Below are 16,498 nucleotides of genomic sequence, written 5' to 3'. Positions count from 1 at the left end.
CGGCGGCGCTCGTCGGCGGGCTCCTGTCGGTCGCCGACTTCGTCATGAACAAGCTGGTGCCGGGGCTCCTGCCGTCCAAGATCGCGAGCCTCGACCTGGAGCTCGCCGATGACCGCTTGGAGGCCGGCGAGACCACCGACTCGACCTTCAGGCTGACGGCGGTGAACCAACCTCCGCCGATCAGCCTCCTGGACCTCGCCGACCAGCTCCTGGCCGCGATCGGCATCGCGGGGCATCCCAAGGGGATCGACGAGGTTCTCGACCGCATCCTCGCGGTCGCCGAGTTCACGCTCGACGTGTTCATCAAGGCGCTCAAGGCGGCGGGTGTCCCGGCGGCGTCGGCGGACGACCTCCACGTGCCCTCGCTGAGCTGGGGTCCCGTGGAGGTGGTGAGCCCCCGACTCGTGACGCTGTTCAGCTTCCAACCCGAGGTCGCGGCACCGCTCCCACCGGAGGAAGGGTTGGAGTGGGAGGCCCTCTCCCTCGGAACGGCCACTATCGAGGTACGCACCCGCGGCGCTGGGGAGACCGCCAAGCTGCTGCGCGATCACGCGCTCTGCCGGGGCTGCGTCTACAGCGGCGGCGCCTTCGGCCTCGACAGCGCCGCTGGCAAAGCCGAGCTGACCGTCTTCGAGCTGACCCTGTCGGCGACGCCGGCGAGCGGTTACGCTCCGCTGACCACCACGTTCGACTGGACGGGGATCGAGCCGCGCGACGAGCCGGTACCGTGCACCTTGGATCCCGGCGACGGCAGCGGCCCCTACGAGATCGACGACTGCCTCACCACGACGAGCATCTCGCACACCTACTCCTTCACCTCGAGGCTTGGGAACGCGTCGGGTACCTACAGCCCTGTCCTCACCTTGGTCGAGAGCGGCAAGAGCGACACGGTGGACGTCGAGGTGGGGTGGCGATTCGACGCCTCGCCTGCGAGCGGCGACGTCCCGCTTGACGTCGAGTTCAGCTGGTCGGGTTTCGACCCCGGGGGCCCGGTCCTGAGCTGCAGCCTAGACCCCGGCGACGGTACCCCAACGGTCGCGATCGAGGACTGCGCGAACGTCGGCAGCGCCCAGCACCGCTATACCGAGGAGGGCACGTTCCAGGCCCAACTGCTGGTGAGCGGCGGCGCCTTCGACGACTTCAGGACCGCGCAGGTGACCACCGAGGACGACCCGCTGACCTGCGAGGAGGCGTACGAGGTCGAGGAGTGGAGCGGCAGCATGAGCTTCACGTACGCTGGCTCGGGAACCGAGACCACCGTCTACCGTCACGCGAGCATCGAGGTCTCGCTCTCGGGCCGCACCGAGGTCTCCAACGGTGGGGTCTTCTGGACCGGCCAGATCACGGGCGGCAGCGCGGAGATCCACGACACCTGGACGCCGTCCGACGAGACCCACGTGATAGAGGGACAGGGTCAGCCTCAGAACCTCGGAGCGCCAGGGTTCATCGGTCTCACCATCTCCGCCGATTGCACGACCTACATCGACAACGACGTGTACGTCGACAGCAACGTCGGGGTCGCCTACGTGGGTGGCCTGAACTACCGGGGTGCGGTCGGCAGGATCGAGCTCACCGGCAGTACGACCGTACCCGCGCGGAACCCGCCTCAGCCCACCTCGCACCTGTCGCTCGAGGCCGGCGGCACTTATACGGATGGGTACAACTTCTTCCTGGAGCAGGAGGTGGGACCCGAGGGGATGGGCGACGCCAGCGTGTCGTGGAGCCTGGATCCGGTCGCCGATCGAGGAGAGGTGCGGCCGACACCGCACGTCGGCACGGCGCCCTGCGGTCGATGCTGAGCGGCGAGGCTGCCAGCGGCGCTGTTCAAGAGTGCTCGATGACGACGGTCTGCCACAGCTCGAGGTCCGGCAGCTCGATGGTGACCCGGCCGTCCGGCGCGACCTGGGCCTCTAGCGTCGATCCCAGCGAGCCGGCGTCGTCGGGCGAGGTCCAGGTGACGCGGTCGGGCCTCAGGAACGGCTCGCACTCGAGCCTCAGGCCCGACAGCCGGCGCGGCGCGGGCCGGGGCGCGTCCCAGAGGTCGTCCTCCAAAGCCGTGAGGTTCACGAGGTTCACCACGATCTGGCCGGACCGCCGCGCGATGGCGAGCCAGACCTTGCCCGCCTCGGGGAAGACGGAGGCGGGAGCGCCCGAGAGGTTCAGCGCCGTGTTCACTCCCGTCGCGTAGTAGCGCTCCACCGGGCGCAGGTCCTGAGCGTGCAGGTAGTGCGCGTACGCGGCGGTGTGGTCGTAGTAGCGCCGCGTCGCCGCGCGCCCCTGCTCACTGAGCCGCCCGTGGTCCGGGTAGTAGGGCTCGCGCAGTACGGCGTCGCCCTCGCCGAGGATCAGGTGGTGGCCGCCGGCCGCGTTGATCACGGCGGTCGCGTAGCGCAGGGACCACTCGGCCGCCTCGCCGGGCTCGTGGAAGGGCCTCAGGTAGGCCGCGAGGATCGCCTGCCTGCCGCTCAGCTCCCGTGCCCGTCGCACCAGCATGACCAGGTCGCGGTAGGTGTCGTGCGGCGACCACACCTCGATGTAGATGGCCGCCTGGTCGGAGCGCGCCACGCGGTCCAGCGGCCAGTCGTTGACCGTGTTGAAGATGACCGCGGCGCCCTCGCGCGCCGCCGCGACCCGCGCGGCGGCCTCGTCGATGAGACCGCCGAACTCCGCGCTGACGTCCACCGAGACGCCGGCCGAGTCGTAGGCGAGCTTCGGGAAGCCGTACTGGTCCATGTGGATGCCGTCGAAGCCCACCTCGGCGACGGCGGACTCGAACTCGCCCAGGATGTGCTCGCGCCAGCCGCCCGGCCGCAGGTCCGTGATGTAGAAGCGGTCGATGAGGTGCATGGGAGCGCCGGCGGCGTCGTAGAGCAGCCAGTCGGGGCGCTCGAGGATGAACTCCGGCTCGGGACCGTACACGGCGCCGTAGGCGATGGCCGCCATGCCGCGCTCGTGGCACTCGCGCACGCGCCGGCGGACGGTCCGCAGCGAGACCTCGCGGTCCATCGCGTCGACGAAGACCTCGTCCTCGCCCGCGACGGCGTCCTCGGGCGGCAGGAACCTGTAGTGCCTGTACATCCAGTCGTAGAACTGGACCGCCGTGACGTGGAAGCGGGCGAGCAGGCCGACCGGGTCGTCGGCGGCCCCACCTGCGGCCGGAGCGAAGTCGCTGAGGAAGCCGTAGCGCGGCAGCAAGCGCCAATGGCTGGCGGCCAGCAGCGCCGTCGTCGCCGTCGCCTGGCCGGCGGAAGAGGGCGTCCCGCCGGCGGGCGACGAGGCACTGCTGGCTGACGCTGAGGCAGTGCGGGCGAGCGACGAGGCCCCGTCGGCAGGAGACGAGGCCCCGCAGTTGGGCGACGAGGCCCCGTCTGCGGGCCACCTGGCCACCACGCGCACCGCGTAGCCGCGCGGGTCCTCCGGCGGCACCGCGACGGCCAGCGTCGCGACCGTCGTCCCCGGGCCGACCTCGATAGTCCGTCTGGACGTCGACACGACCTGGCCGAGGTCGAGCAGCGCCACCTGGACCTCGACGACGGCCGGAGCCTGGGAGCTCAGCTCGACCACGACCTCCGCGGGCGAGCCGGGGTCGTTGAGGGCCCTGGCGGGATAAGCGTCCAGGATGCGCACCGGCGCCCCGTCCACGCCCGACGCGTCGCCGCCCAACGCCGGCGCCCTCAAGACCGTGCTCCGAGGAGAGGCTGCAGCTCGCCCATGGCGTGGAGCAGGCGCAGGTACGCGGCGTGCGACCACAGCAGGGGGCAGGCGCTGTCGCCCCAGCGCCGGCGCCACTCGTCCACGTAGGCGGGGTCGTTCAGGTGGTTCGCGACCTGCTCCGGCAGGTCCCCGGCAGGCGTGGCCTGCGCCTCGACCCAGGCGAGCAGCCTCTCGGCCTCCTCGACCTCGCCGCGCGCCAGCCTCACCTGCGCCAGGTCCGCCGTCAGCAGCGGCCAGCAGCCGCCACCGTAGTAGGTGTCCCCGGCGTAGCGGTGCAGCCCGCCGTCGGGCGCCTGGATCTCGGCCGCGATGCGGTCCAGTGTGGCGCTCATGAAGGGGTCGTCGACCGCCACGACCTCGTAAGGCAGCGCCAGCCACACCAGGTTGGCGTCCACCTCCTCGCTGCCCACGTGCTTCGTGAAGCGCCCGTCGGCGACCCCGTGCGTCAGCAGGTAGGAGCGCACGGCGTAAGCCGTGCCGGCGAAGTAGCGCTCGCCCAGCAGCTCGGCGGCGGCCCGCAGGCCCGCGTAGATCGCCCCCAGGGTCGACGGGTGGACGAACCGCTCGTGCTCCTCCCAGCAGTCGAAGTTCGGCCGCGACCAGCGACCGGCAAGGTACTCGGCGAGGCGCCGGACGACGTCGGCGTCGCGTTCGCCGAGCGGGCTCGCCGGGCCGCCCGTGGACCGCTCCCGGTGCCGCCGGTAGGCCCACAGCCACGTGCCGAAGCCGTCGAGCTGGAAGTTCGGCCACTCCTCGGCGCCGTGCCGGCCGTCGGCCCGGTAGCGGGTGTGGAGCTCGCCGCCGCCGACCACGTTCCCGCGCTCGTCGAGCTGGCTCTCCAGCACGCCCACGCACCACGCGTGGAACGCCGCGGCGCTCCCCGGGCGCCCGGCCAGGTCCATGGCGTCGGCGATGAACGAGCCGTCACGGAACCAGCAGTACCTGTAGGTGGGGAAGGTCGGGGCGGCCAGGTAGGCGCCCTCCGGCGTCTGGCCGGAGAGGATCACCTCGATGCTGCGGGACACGAGTCGCTCGCGCCGACCTCCCGGGTCGGCGCGGACGGCGGATGACGTGGACACTCTCTCGCTCACCCCTTGACGCCCCCAGCGGCCACGCCCCGCACGAACGCGCGCTGGAAGGTGACGAAGACGATGATGACGGGGACCAGCGCGATCAGCGAGGCCGCGAAGACGAGGCCCCACTGGCTGGCGTGCTGGCCCTGGAAGAGGCGCAGGGCGATGGGCAGCGTGCGCAGCGCCACGTCGTTGATGATCGTCAGCGCCCAGGTGAACTCGTCCCAGTTGCCGAGGAACGAGAAGATCATCGAGGTCCCGACGGCGGGGCCGGCCAACGGCAGCACCACGCGCAGGAAGGTCGTGAACCGGCCCGCGCCGTCCACGTAGGCCGCCTCCTCGATCGCCCGCGGGATGTTCTCGAAGAAGCCCCGCAGCAGGAAGGTCTGGAACGGGATCGAGCCGACGACGTAGAAGACGATCAGGCCCAGGTGGGTGTTCAGGAGACCCAGGGCCCTGGCCTCAAGGAACTGGGGGATGATGAAGAGCATCCCCGGGATCATCATGGTGATCAGATAGAGGTTGAAGACCAGGTTCTTGCCGGGGAAGCTCAGCCTGGCGAAGGCGTACGCCTGGGTCGTGGCGATCGCGACCGTGAGCAGCGAGGACAGCACCGCGACCTTGAGGCTGTTGAGGAAGTAGCGCTGGAAGTTGTTCGAGTTCCAGGCGTCGGCGAAGTTCTGTAGCGTCGCGTTCTTGGGTAGGAACTCCGGCGTGAACACGAACGCGTTCGGCTTCAGGGCCGTAGAGACGGTGTAGAGGAACGGCACCATCATCACCAGAGCCCCGACGCCCAGAGCGAGGTAGAGGGTCACGCGCCACGGCGACGCGGCGCGGCGGCGGACGGGCCTGCGGACGACGCGCGCGCCCGCGCGGCCGTCGCGACCTGCCAGGCTGCCGGCGCCGGTAGGGGCATCGGCGCTCATGCGGTGCGTGCCTCAGTACTCATAGGTCGACTTGATCAGCCTGAACTGCACGAGGCTGATCGCCAGGATCAGCGCCGCCAGCAGCCAGGCGATGGCGCTGGCGTAGCCGAAGTCGAGGAAGTTGAAGGCCTGGTCGTACATGTAGCTGAGGAACACCTCGGTCTGGTGCACCGGTCCGCCTCCGGTGATGATGTAGAACTGGATGAAGCTCTGGAACGCGCCGATCGTGAGCATCACGGCGATGAACAGCGTCGTCGGCTTGAGCAGCGGCACGGTCACGTAGCGGGTCACCTGGGCGCGGTTGGCGCCGTCCACCCGCGCGGCCTCGGTGAGCTCCGCCGGTATGCCCTGCAGCGCGGCGAGGTAGATGAGCATGCTCCACCCCAGCCCCTTCCACACGCCCAGCAGCGCGATCACCGGGATGGCGGTGGAGGCGCGGTTGAGCCAGGCGGTGTTGGGGTCGACGAGGCCCAGCACGTCGCCGAAGACGTGGTTGAAGAGCCCCTCGGAGTTGAAGAGGAACATGAACATCAGCGAGACGACCACCCACGAGCTGATGACAGGCAGGTAGTAGATGAGGCGCAGGAGCACCTTCCCGCGGCTCAGCCGTTCCAGTCCCAGGGCGATCATCAGGCCGAGGAACATCTGCGTCGGCACGCTCAGGACCCCGTAGACGACGGTGTTGCGCAGCGCGATGAGGTTGACGCTGTCGCCGAACACCCTGACGTAGTTCGCCAGGCCCACGAACTCGCTCGGCCCGCGGATCTTCCAGTCGTGGAGGCTCATCCAGAACGAGTAGACGAGCGGGTAGAGCATGAAGCCGAGGAACCAGATCAGACCCGGGGCGATGAAGACGGCAGCGGCCAGGTACTCGCCGCGCTTCCACGCCGAGACGCGCCACCAGGGCCGGCGCGGTGCCAGACCGGCGGTGGGGGCGAGCGAGGACCTGGCCATGCCGTCTCCCTTCGGGTCGGGGTGGGCGGGGGAGACCGCCCACCCGCGCTAGGTCACCGCGGATCGATGATCGCGCGCCGTCGAGCGGTGCGCGCCACCCACCCGCGCTGTGTCACTTGAGCAGCTCGTCCACCTGGGCCGCTGCCTGGTCGAGGGCCTCCCGTACCTCCAGCTCGCCCAGCAGAACACGCTGCACCGCGTCCTGGATGATGGTCTCGATGCGCGAGTAGGCGGGGTGCGGCGTGCGGGGCTTGGCGGTCTGGAGCTGCTGCAGGTACACGCCGTAGTAGGGGTGCTCGACGATGTAGGGGTCCTCGAGCGCGGACTGGATCACGGGGATCTGGCCGGTGGAGGCCATGGTGATCTGCGCCCACGGGCTCAGCATGAACTGCACGAACTTCCAGGCCGCTTCCTTGTTGGGTGAGTCGGCGAACATCACGATGTCCTCGCCGCCGACGATCGAGATGGAGCCGGCCGGTCCCGCCGGGAACAGCGCGTGCTGGAGGTTGAGGTCCTGGTACTGGGCGGTGATGCTCGGGTACGCCCACGGGCCGTCCTGCGTGGCGAGGTACTCGCCGGCGCCCAGGCCCTCCCACGCGCCCAGCCCGGTGTTGTTGAGGGTGGGCGCGATCAGGCCGCGCTCGTACCAGTCGACGAGCTTCTCCACGGCCTCCACCGACGCGTCGCTGTTCAGGTAGCCGGTGGCCGTGGTGATGGCGTCGTCGGTGATGGCGCCGCCGTTGCTCCAGATCCACGGCAGCAGGTACCAGGCGTACGGGCCGGGCACCGAGAAGGCCCACACCTCGGCGGCGGGGTCGCTGAGCTCCGTCGCCAGCGCCTCGAGCTCGTCGAACGTGGTCGGCGGCTGCGAGATCACGTCGGCGTTGTAGAGCATGACCTGCGTGTTCGTGTCCAGCGGGAGGCCGTAGTAGCCGCCGTCCCAGTAGTTGGTCGCCAGCGGCCCGGGGAACACGCCGTCGCGCAGCGCCGCGAAGCCGTCGTAGTCGTCGAGGCGCTCGAGGGCTCCCATGTCGGCGAACTCGGGCACCCAGATGATGTCCATGCGCACCAGGTCGGGCACGACGCCGCCGGCGAAGGCGGTGAGCAGCTTCTGCCTGAACTCCTCGTACGGGAAGCCGACCGCCTCGACGGTGATGCCGGGGTTCTCGGCCTCGAACTGGGGGATGACCTTCTCGAGCAGCGTCTGCTCCTCGCCGGAGCCGGTGCTGTACGTGTGCCAGAACGTGATGGTCTGCGCCGACGCGGCCGTGATCAACGCCAGCGCGATGGATGCCAGTACCAGCTTGCCTCTCATCGTTCCTCCTCCATGTCTGCGAGTCGCCTAGTTCAGCTGCGGCCACTGGGGCCGGGGTCGTTGCCTCAGACCGGTTGCGCCTCCCCTCCTGTGCGGGAGGCGGCCTCCAGCAGGTAGAGGCTGGCCGCCAGGCCGGCGGCCCCGCGCGCCCAGGCGTCGTCTCCCCACGTGTCAACGACGAGCTCGACCTCGCGTCCGAGGTCGCCGAAGGCGGTCTCCTCCAGGACCCGCCGTGCCGTCGGCAGCAGCAGGTCGCCGGCCCTCATGCCCTCACCGCTGAGGACGATCAGGGTGGGCGCGAAGATATCGACGAGGATGCTGAGGGCTCGGCCGAGCACCTCCCCGGCGCGGGCGAAGACCCGTGCGGCGCGCGGGTCACCGGCTTGGGCCAGCGCGGTCAGCTCCTCGGGGGTGCTCGCCTCCGCCTCCGGGATGCCTGCGGCGCTGGCGCCGCGGAGGAGCGCGTCGTCCGAGAGGTAGGCCTCGAGGCTGCCGCGTCGAGCGTTGGCGGTCTCCGGGCCCTCCGGGTCGAGCACCACGTGCCCGAACTCGCCGGCGCCGCCGCGCGGGCCGCGGTAGACGTCGCCGCCGATGACGATGCCCAGGCCCACGCCCCGTCCGAGGGTCAGGGTGAGGAAGTCGGCGTGGCCGCGCCCGTAGCCGAACCAGGCCTCGGCCAGGGCCAGGGCGTTCACGTCGTTCTCGACGGTCACGGGCACGCCGAGCCGCTGTGCGAGGAGGCGTCCGATGGGCACCGTGCGCCACCCGAGCAGCGGCGAGTGTCTCACCGTGGTGCCGTCGTCCGCCACGACCCCGGGGAGGTTCACGCCCAGGGCCGCCACGTCCAGCGCACCCAGCTCGTGCAGGAGCGACGCGATCTCCTCGACCACGGTGTCGGGCGCGGTGTCCGCCAGGGGGCGGGTCGCCGTCGTCTCCACCTGGGCGCCCAGGTTCGTGACCGCGCAGGTGATGGCCGCGGGGCTCACCTTGATGCCGGCCACCCGCGCGAGGGAGTAGTCGACCTCGAGCAGGATGGCCTTGCGACCCACGCCGCCGGTCTCCGCCTCGCGCGCCTCGTAGAGCAGCCCGCGGGCGATCAGCTCGGCCGAGATGTTCGTGACCGCGGCCGGGCTCAGGTTGAGGTTCGCGGCGATCTCGGCCCGCGAGATGGGGCCGCGCCTGTGGACCTCCTCGAACACCTCGCGCTGGTTCCTGGCGCGCATGGCGTCGCGCGCGCCGGATGGGGTCGTACGGCTCAACCCGCACCCCTTTCATTGATTTAGTGAATGAATCATTAGACGAGGCCCTGCGCGTTGTCAACAGCACCGGCCTCCAACCGGGAGAGCCGGGGCCGTGGGCCCCGTTCCGCGCCGGCGGTCCTCCTCGGCGTGGGCGGGTCGGCGCGAGGTGTGGGGGTTCGCGCGGCTTGGGCGGGTTGGCGCGAGGTGGGCGCGTTCGCGCGGCGTGGGCGGGTTCGCGTGACGTGAGCGGGTTCGCGCCACGTGGGCGGGTTCGCGCTCGGCTCCGGCCGAGCACTGCGGCCGTGGGCGACGTGTTCGGTGGGGTAGGTCAGCACCGCTGGACCGTAGCCCTTCAAGAGATCGGCCCCTGCAGGTGTCGCCGTAGAGACGGAGCGCGCCCCCTCGGCGAGTAGCCTGGGGCCTGGCGGCCGAACCAGGGTAGCTCCTCGCGTTTCCCCTTCGTGGACCTACGCACTCGATGAACGTGAACTGGCCGTCGAGGCGACGCATCGAGCGGAGGTGTCCAGGTGGCGAGCGCGTTCTACTGGGAGCTCGAGGAGTTGTCGGTGCGGTGCGCCCGCATCGGCACCCCTCCCGCCTGCGGCGCCGCGGGGGTCGAGCCGATCTCCATCACGCCTGGGACAGGAGCGACATCGTGCAGCCGGCCGCCCACGGACGGCTCCTGACGTCGGTCGGCGAGGCGGTCGCGGCCACCGAGCCGCGCGTGCCCACGCCGAACCGCTTCACCGGAACGCAGGACATACACGGGCCTCTCGACCGGATCAGCGTGCAGGACATGAGGCGTGCCAGCGAGATGCACGCCTCGCTGGCAGAGCCGTGGGGCCGTAGCTAGGCCGCCGGAACATGCGGCGAGCGTGACCGCTCGACGAGGAGGTCCGTGATGAGCGTTACGGAGGCACCGCGGTCGTTCACGGAGCGGCTGCTCGCCGGCGTGGAGCGGGTCGGCAACAGGGTCCCGAACGCCGTCCTCATGTTCCTCTACCTGATCGTGTTCGTCGCCGTCCTCTCTCAGGTCCTGGACTGGCTGGGCGTCGGCGTCACCGAGGCGATCGCCGAGCCGGTGACGTTCGAGGCGCAGCCGAACTACTACGAGGACACGGTCGGGCCGATCGTCGACGCCGAGGACTACTTGGACGACGCCGCGTTCGACGTCCACGAGGTCACGATCTCGGTCCGGGGCCTGCTCGACGTCGAGGGCATAAGGTTCGTCTTCACGTCGTTCGTCGCGAACTTCGCCGGCTTCGGCGTCATCGCCGTCACCTTCATCGCGATGATGGGGGCCGGCGCCGCCGAGGGCGCGGGCCTGATGAACGCGCTCATCAGGAAGCTCGTCGCCGCGGCGCCGCGACGGCTCATCACCTTCCTGATCGTCCTGGTTGGCGCGCTGTCCAGCGTCGCCACCGACGCCGGCTACCTGATCCTGATACCGCTCGCCGCGGTCGCGTTCCACACGCTGGGCAGGCACCCGCTGGCCGGCCTGGCGGCCGGTTTCGCCGGCGTAGCGGCCACCTTCGCGGTGAACGTCATCCCTCAGCCCATCGACGCGATGATCACCGAGATCGCCAACGAGGCCATCGCGCTCACGGGCTTGGGTCCCCTCACCGTCGTCAACAACTACTTCTTCTCGGTCGTCTCCCTGCTGGTGCTCGTGGTGGTCGCCACGGTCGTGACCGAGCGGCTGGTGGAGCCGCGCCTCGGCGAGTGGGACCCGGCTGACGCCGCGTCCGGTCAGCAGGCCACCGAGACCCGGACGGAGGAGGACACAGCGGCGGAGGCGCGGGGGCTGCGCTTCGCGTCCATAGGCTTCTTCGCCGTGCTGGCCGTGGTGGTGCTGGCGACGGTGCTGCCGAACGCGCCCCTGCGCGACCCCGCGACCGGCGCGATCATCGGCGACACGCCGTTCATGGACAGCCTGCTCTTCATCATCGCCCTGTTCTTCCTCGTGGCGGGCGTCTGCTACGGCGTCGGCGCCGGGACGGTGAGGAGCGCGGACGACGTCATCGCCTCGATCACCAAGACCTTCAACGGGCTGGGCGGCCTGGTGCTGATGTTCCTGATGATCGCCCAGTTCATCGCCTACTTCAACTACACGGGCCTGCCGCCGGTCATCGCCATCGCGCTCGCGAACCTGCTCGAGCGCGCCCAGATCTCCGCGATCCCGCTGCTCGTCGGGTTCATCGTCGTCATCTTCCTGCTCGACTTCATCATCCCCGGCGTGGTGCCGAAGTGGGCGATCTTCGCGCCGATATTCATCCCCATCTTCGTGGGCCTCGACGTGGCCCCTCAGACCCTGCTCGCCGCCTACCGCATCGGCGACACCCCGGTGAACACGCTCACGCCGCTGATGGTCTACTTCCCGTTCATCGTCACCGTCGCGCAGCGCTACCGCAGGGACGCCGGCATCGGCTCCGTCATCTCGCTGATGATCCCGTACGCGCTAGTCATGGGCCTCGTGTGGATCCTGCTGTTCGTGGTCTGGTTCCTGATCGGCATCCCATGGGGTCCTGGCTACCCGGTCGACCTCTAGCCGCGCGAACCGCTCTGCGCGAGCGCGACGCGGGCGCGGGTGGGCCTCGGGAGGCGCGCACGTGAGCGAGCAGGCGATCATCCTCATCGTCCTCGGCGTCGCCGTAGTCGCGTTCGTCTGGAACCGGCTGCCGGTGGGGATCGTGGCGCTCGGCGTCATGCTCGCGCTGTGGGTGACCGGCGTCGTGACCCTGGAGGAGGCTCTCTCCGGCTTCTCCAGCCCGACCGTGATCCTCATAGCGGCCCTGTTCGTGGTGGCGGAGGGGCTCGACGCCGCCGGGGTGACGACGTGGGTCGGGCAGCTCGTCGTCAGGTACGCGGGCGGCAGCCGCGTGAGGCTCGTCCTCCTGACGATGGCGGCGGTCGCTGTGCTCTCCGCCCTCATCACTCCCAACGGGGCGGTGGCCGCGCTCTACCCGCTGGTGGTGGTGCTCGCCGTGCGCTTCTCGCGGTCGCCGTCGCGGCTGCTGATGCCGGCGGCCTTCGCGGCCCACTCCGGCGCGCTGCTGGTGCTCACCGGGTCGCCGGTCACGCTCCTGGTGTCCGCGGCGTCCGACGAGGCCGGTGCGGGGCGGGTCGGCTTCTTCGAGGTCGCGCTCGTCGGGCTGCCGCTGCTCGCCGGCACGATGCTGGTCACCCTCCTGCTCGGCAGCCGCCTGCTCCCGCTGCGCAGCCCGCGCGCCTTCGCCCGCGACCTCAGCGGGCTGCCCGGGACCCTGAGGCAGCAGTACATCGCAGAGGACGAGCTGGCGAGGCTCACGGTGGGCGCCGACTCGCCGCTCATCGGTTCGCCCCCCGGCAAGCTGGCGGACTCCCGCTACCCGAACGTGCACGTCATCAGCGTGAGGGACAAGAGCGGGGTCCCCATCGCCGACGGTCCCGTTGCCGAGGGCGCCCGGCTGTTGGTGAGGGGTTCCCGCGAGGAGATACGGCGGTACGCCTTGGAGAACTGGCTGGTGCTCACGGGCGGTGCGGACGAGCCGCCGGAGAGCAGCCTCATCGACAAGGAGTTCGGCGTGGCCGAGGTCATCGTCAGCCCGCGGTCCGACTACATCGGCGACGAGGTCTTCCCCGGCATGGTGACGGACAGCGGCCAGCTCGTGGTGCTGGCCGTCCAGCGTTACGGCACCGACCTGGGGGTGAGGGAGGTGACGCTCAAGGCCGGCGACTCGCTCCTCCTGCACGGTCGCTGGGACGCGCTCGACGAGCACACGGACGACCCCAACGTCGTGCTGGTGGACTCGCCCGACGCCATACGCCGCCAGGCGGTCCCGCTCGGCCCGAAGGCGACCCCCGCGCTCATCGTGCTGGTCGCGATGGTGGTCCTGCTCGCGACGGGCATCGTGCCGGCGGCGATCGCCGCGCTGCTGGCGGCGATGGCCATGCTGGTCCTGCGCGTCGTCAGCGTCGAGCAGGCGCACAGGTCGATGTCGTGGACGGTGCTCATCCTGATCGGCGCCATGATCCCGTTGTCGACGGCGATAACCAACAGCGGCACCGCCGAGGCGCTGGCGACGGGCCTGCTCGGCGCCATCGGCGAGGGCGGACCGGTGCTGATCATGACGGGCCTGTTCCTCGTCACCGCCGTCCTCGGCCAGCTGATCAGCAACACCGCGACCGCTCTGGTCCTCATCCCCATCGCGGCGTCGATCGCCGCGGAGGGCGGCTACTCCGCCACGACCGTGCTGATGTCGCTCAACGTGGCCGCCCACGCGGCCCTGCTCACGCCCATCGCCACGCCGGCGAACCTGATGGTGATGGGACCGGCCGGCTACGAGTTCGGCGACTACTGGAAGTTCGGGCTCCCGGTCATGGCGGTGTACTACGTCGTCGCCGTGTTCCTGGTGCCCGTGCTCTGGCCGCTGTGACCGGAGGCTGGCGGGCCCGGCCCGGCGAGGGGGTCGCGACGTCACGAGCCGTGCGAGGCACGAGTCATCGCCAGCCGTTCGAAGCACGAGGTCGTGAGCCAGAGGCGCAGGCAGCCGACGGGCAGGGCATAGGAAGGGACCTGACATGGCGACAGCTAGCGATACGGCACGGGCCTACGCCCGGGCGCACGGCGAGCGGTTCCTCGAGGAGCTCTTCGAGGCGCTGCGCATCCCGAGCATCAGCGGCGACCCGGCGCACGCCGGCGACGTCGCGCGGATGGCCGACTGGCTCGCGGACAGCCTGCGCGCGTCCGGGGCAGAGAACGTCGCGGTCATGCCCACCGCCGGCCACCCGGTCGTATACGGCGAGTGGCTCGGCGCGGGGCCGGAGAAGCCCACGGTGCTCGTCTACGGGCACTACGACGTGGTGCCCGCCGCGATGGCGGACGGCTGGGACACGGACCCGTTCGAGCCGGTGGTGAGGGACGGCAAGGTCTTCGCCCGCGGCGCGACCGACGACAAGGGGCAGCTGTTCGTCCACGTCAAGGCGCTCGAGTCGTACCTGAAGGCCTCGGGGGGAGCGCCGGTCAACCTGAGGTTCCTCATCGAGGGCGAGGAGGAGGTGGCGTCGCCCAACCTCGCGCCGTTCATCGGGGAGCACCTCGACCTGCTCGGCTCGGACGTCTGCGTGATCAGCGACTCGTCGATGCGCGCGGTCGAGGAGCCGGCCATCACGCACAGCCTGCGCGGGATGACCTACCTCGAGGTCGAGGTGAAGGGGCCGCGCGAGGACCTCCACAGCGGGTTCTTCGGGGGGGCCGTGCACAACCCGGCCGTCGCTCTCGTCGAGATCCTCGCCACGCTCTATGGCCCCGACGGCACGATCGCCGTTCCGGGCTTCTACGACGACGTCGTGCCGCTCACCGACGAGGAGCGGGCGACGATCGCGAAGACCGACCTCACGGAGGCGCAGCTCCTGGAGGCGACAGGCGCGCCGGAGGCGTGGGGAGACGAGCGGTTCACGATCCGCGAGAGGGTGTCGGCGCGGCCGACGCTGGACATCAACGGCCTGTGGGGCGGCCACCCCGGCCCCGGGCCGAAGACCATCATCCCCGCGAGCGCCGGGGCGCACCTGAGCTCGCGGCTGGTCGCGAACCAGGACCCGCAACGCGTGTTCGAGCTGATCGAGGCACACGTCGAGGCGCAGGCGCCCGACACCGTCACGGTCGAGGTCCGCCTGCTGACGACCGGGCGGCCGGCCCTGATCCCGTCCGACCTGCCGGAGATGAAGGCGGCGGTGCGAGCCTACGAGCGCGGCTGGGGTCACGCCCCGGTGTTCACGCGGGGCGGCGGCAGCATCCCGGTCGTGGCCGACATCGTGGAGCTGATGCGGATCCCCGTCGTGATGATGGGCTACGGACTGGACAGCGACGGGCTGCACGCGCCGAACGAGCACTACGCGATAGAGATGTTCGAGCGCGGCATCGAGACGGCGATCGTCTACCTCGAGGAGCTGGCGGACGCGGCGCGGTAGCCCCGCGGGCGAACCGTGTGGTCCGCGCGGCCGCCACCGCCGGGGGCGACGTCCGGATTCATGACTTCCGGCCGTCCTGCGTTGACTCCCTCCTGTGCCCGGCGCAGGGTGGCGCCCGGTCTCGTGCGAGGCTCGAGCGTTCTCTTGCAGGGTGCTCGCCGTGTCCTTGGTGAGGTCGCGTCGCCATGAGTGAAGCCCCTGGCGACTATCGTGCGGCTGCCTCACCACTCATCGGAGCCCGGATAGCCGCTTCCGACCCTTCCAACTGCGCCAAGCAGCCGGCCCAGGAGGGGGGTTGCTGTCGAAGGTGCGGGTCACGAGTCTCACAGTCCTCTCCGAACCAGGAGTGTGTCGCCATGACCTTGGACGAGACGATCGACCAGATAATCAAGCCGAGCAAAGAGAGCCCGCCGAAGTCGTCCTTGCAGGGCCACGAGTTCCAGTTGCGGAGCCACCGGTTCCGCGGTAAGCCGTTGGGCGGCGACGAGACGAGCTACTTCAGGCACCTACATGCAGGCAAGGACGACCGGATCTTCTACCGCATCACCCTTGGTGACCAGAAGGGGACCTACGAGGCCGAGATCACGCGCATCCAGTGGCGCGGTCCTCTGGTCATCGACCGGACCGACGAGATTCACGTTGACGTGACGAACGCCTGGACCCAGCTCAGCGGCAACATGCAGGACTGACTGAAGGACACCAGGAACGACTTGCCCTCCGCCGAGCGCTGATGCTGAAACGGGCGGCGAGGGCGTTGACGTTCTACACGCCGGAGAAGTGTGGGCACGACGTTACGTGCCTCGACTCAAGTTCACTACGTCGAGCTGAGCCTTGCCGGCACCCGCGTCAAGCCTTCTAGCGAAGGCCCGGGCCAAACCCGCCTCGCTGACCCCTCGCGCCAGGGAGCATGCAAGTTCGTCGATCCATTCGAAAGGGGGACAACCGCCAGTCATGAGCTAAGCGGCGTCCATCGCAAGGAGGACTACCATGCCTGCAGCGAGCAGAGCCCGAGTTCCCCTGGTCGTCGGAGGTCTGTTCCTGGCCCTCGTCTTGATCGGCTGCCCATCTCCGCCACCGCCTTCCGTCGCGTGCATCGACTTCGAGGGGCAACCGCTCGGGACCCAGTACGGGGGGCCGGCGGGGCACACGAGTGGGGACGTGGTCTTCACGGCGAACGGGATCGCCGTAGCGGTCGTCGACTTCGTCTTCGTAGGAGGGGGAGGCACGTTCAACGTGGCGACGATCGATACGGCGATGGGTACGGATCAGGACATGGGGACCAACAACATCAACCTCGCTTTCGACTTCACCCAGCTGCAGTTCGAG

General features: G+C 70.1%; 12 protein-coding genes. 6 read left to right on the top strand and 6 right to left on the bottom strand.

Going from position 1 to position 16,498, the window contains the following annotated elements:
* Nucleotides 1–1,799: hypothetical protein (locus tag VF202_01230; protein HEX7038717.1), on the top strand; the 1,799-nt coding region annotated here is incomplete at its 5' end.
* 25 nt (nucleotides 1,800–1,824) lie between these two features.
* On the opposite strand, the gene VF202_01225 is transcribed toward VF202_01230, so the two are convergent.
* The 6 genes from VF202_01225 to VF202_01200 all read right to left on the bottom strand — a co-directional run bounded on the left by VF202_01225 (nucleotide 1,825) and on the right by VF202_01200 (nucleotide 9,241).
* Nucleotides 1,825–3,678 (bottom strand): glycoside hydrolase family 66 protein, encoded by a 1,854-nt coding sequence (locus tag VF202_01225; protein ID HEX7038716.1) that lies wholly within the window; start codon nucleotides 3,676–3,678, stop codon nucleotides 1,825–1,827.
* Nucleotides 3,675–4,739: a glycoside hydrolase family 15 protein gene (locus VF202_01220; protein HEX7038715.1), complete on the bottom strand. Its 1,065-nt coding sequence runs from the start codon at nucleotides 4,737–4,739 to the stop codon at nucleotides 3,675–3,677. The genes VF202_01225 and VF202_01220 overlap by 4 nt, the downstream gene beginning before the upstream one ends.
* 62 nt (nucleotides 4,740–4,801) lie before the next feature.
* A complete protein-coding gene (locus VF202_01215) occupies nucleotides 4,802–5,713 on the bottom strand; it encodes a carbohydrate ABC transporter permease (GenBank protein HEX7038714.1) in 912 nt (303 codons plus the stop codon).
* 12 nt (nucleotides 5,714–5,725) lie between these two features.
* Nucleotides 5,726–6,667: a sugar ABC transporter permease gene (locus VF202_01210; protein ID HEX7038713.1), complete on the bottom strand. Its 942-nt coding sequence runs from the start codon at nucleotides 6,665–6,667 to the stop codon at nucleotides 5,726–5,728.
* A gap of 112 nt (nucleotides 6,668–6,779) precedes the next feature.
* Nucleotides 6,780–7,982, bottom strand: coding sequence for an extracellular solute-binding protein (locus VF202_01205; GenBank protein ID HEX7038712.1), 1,203 nt, complete (start codon nucleotides 7,980–7,982; stop codon nucleotides 6,780–6,782).
* A 65-nt stretch (nucleotides 7,983–8,047) separates the two neighbouring features.
* Nucleotides 8,048–9,241, bottom strand: coding sequence for an ROK family transcriptional regulator (locus VF202_01200; GenBank protein ID HEX7038711.1), 1,194 nt, complete (start codon nucleotides 9,239–9,241; stop codon nucleotides 8,048–8,050).
* 637 nt (nucleotides 9,242–9,878) lie between these two features.
* Between VF202_01200 and VF202_01195 the strand changes: the two genes are divergently transcribed.
* From VF202_01195 to VF202_01175, 5 genes are all read left to right on the top strand, one after another.
* Nucleotides 9,879–10,076, top strand: a complete 198-nt coding sequence (locus tag VF202_01195) for a hypothetical protein (protein ID HEX7038710.1) — start codon at nucleotides 9,879–9,881, stop codon at nucleotides 10,074–10,076.
* A gap of 48 nt (nucleotides 10,077–10,124) precedes the next feature.
* Entirely contained in the window at nucleotides 10,125–11,771 is a 1,647-nt protein-coding gene (locus VF202_01190) for an AbgT family transporter (protein HEX7038709.1), read from the top strand.
* A gap of 61 nt (nucleotides 11,772–11,832) precedes the next feature.
* The gene (locus VF202_01185; GenBank protein HEX7038708.1) at nucleotides 11,833–13,638 is read left to right on the top strand and encodes an SLC13 family permease; all 1,806 of its coding nucleotides are present in this window, start codon (nucleotides 11,833–11,835) and stop codon (nucleotides 13,636–13,638) included.
* Nucleotides 13,639–13,783: 145 nt separating this feature from the next.
* Nucleotides 13,784–15,172 (top strand): dipeptidase, encoded by a 1,389-nt coding sequence (locus VF202_01180; protein HEX7038707.1) that lies wholly within the window; start codon nucleotides 13,784–13,786, stop codon nucleotides 15,170–15,172.
* Nucleotides 15,173–15,528: 356 nt separating this feature from the next.
* Nucleotides 15,529–15,861 carry a hypothetical protein gene (locus tag VF202_01175; GenBank protein HEX7038706.1) on the top strand — a complete coding sequence of 111 codons (333 nt, stop codon included), beginning with the start codon at nucleotides 15,529–15,531 and terminating at the stop codon, nucleotides 15,859–15,861.
* The last annotated feature ends 637 nt before the right edge of the window (nucleotides 15,862–16,498 follow it).

This window comes from Trueperaceae bacterium, from assembly GCA_036381035.1.
In the GTDB taxonomy this organism is placed as follows: Bacteria; Deinococcota; Deinococci; order Deinococcales; family Trueperaceae; genus DASRWD01.
Note: the sequence above shows the minus strand (reverse complement) of the source record. Positions and strands in the feature narration are given on the sequence as shown.

Excerpts from the sequence above, each read along its gene's own strand:
- VF202_01215 (HEX7038714.1), bottom strand. The coding sequence starts at position 5,713 with ATGAGCGCCGATGCCCCTACCGGCGCCGGCAGCCTGGCAGGTCGCGAC.
- VF202_01210 (HEX7038713.1), bottom strand. The coding sequence starts at position 6,667 with ATGGCCAGGTCCTCGCTCGCCCCCACCGCCGGTCTGGCACCGCGCCGG.
- VF202_01205 (HEX7038712.1), bottom strand. The coding sequence starts at position 7,982 with ATGAGAGGCAAGCTGGTACTGGCATCCATCGCGCTGGCGTTGATCACG.
- VF202_01190 (HEX7038709.1), top strand. The coding sequence starts at position 10,125 with ATGAGCGTTACGGAGGCACCGCGGTCGTTCACGGAGCGGCTGCTCGCC.
- VF202_01180 (HEX7038707.1), top strand. The coding sequence starts at position 13,784 with ATGGCGACAGCTAGCGATACGGCACGGGCCTACGCCCGGGCGCACGGC.
- VF202_01175 (HEX7038706.1), top strand. The coding sequence starts at position 15,529 with ATGACCTTGGACGAGACGATCGACCAGATAATCAAGCCGAGCAAAGAG.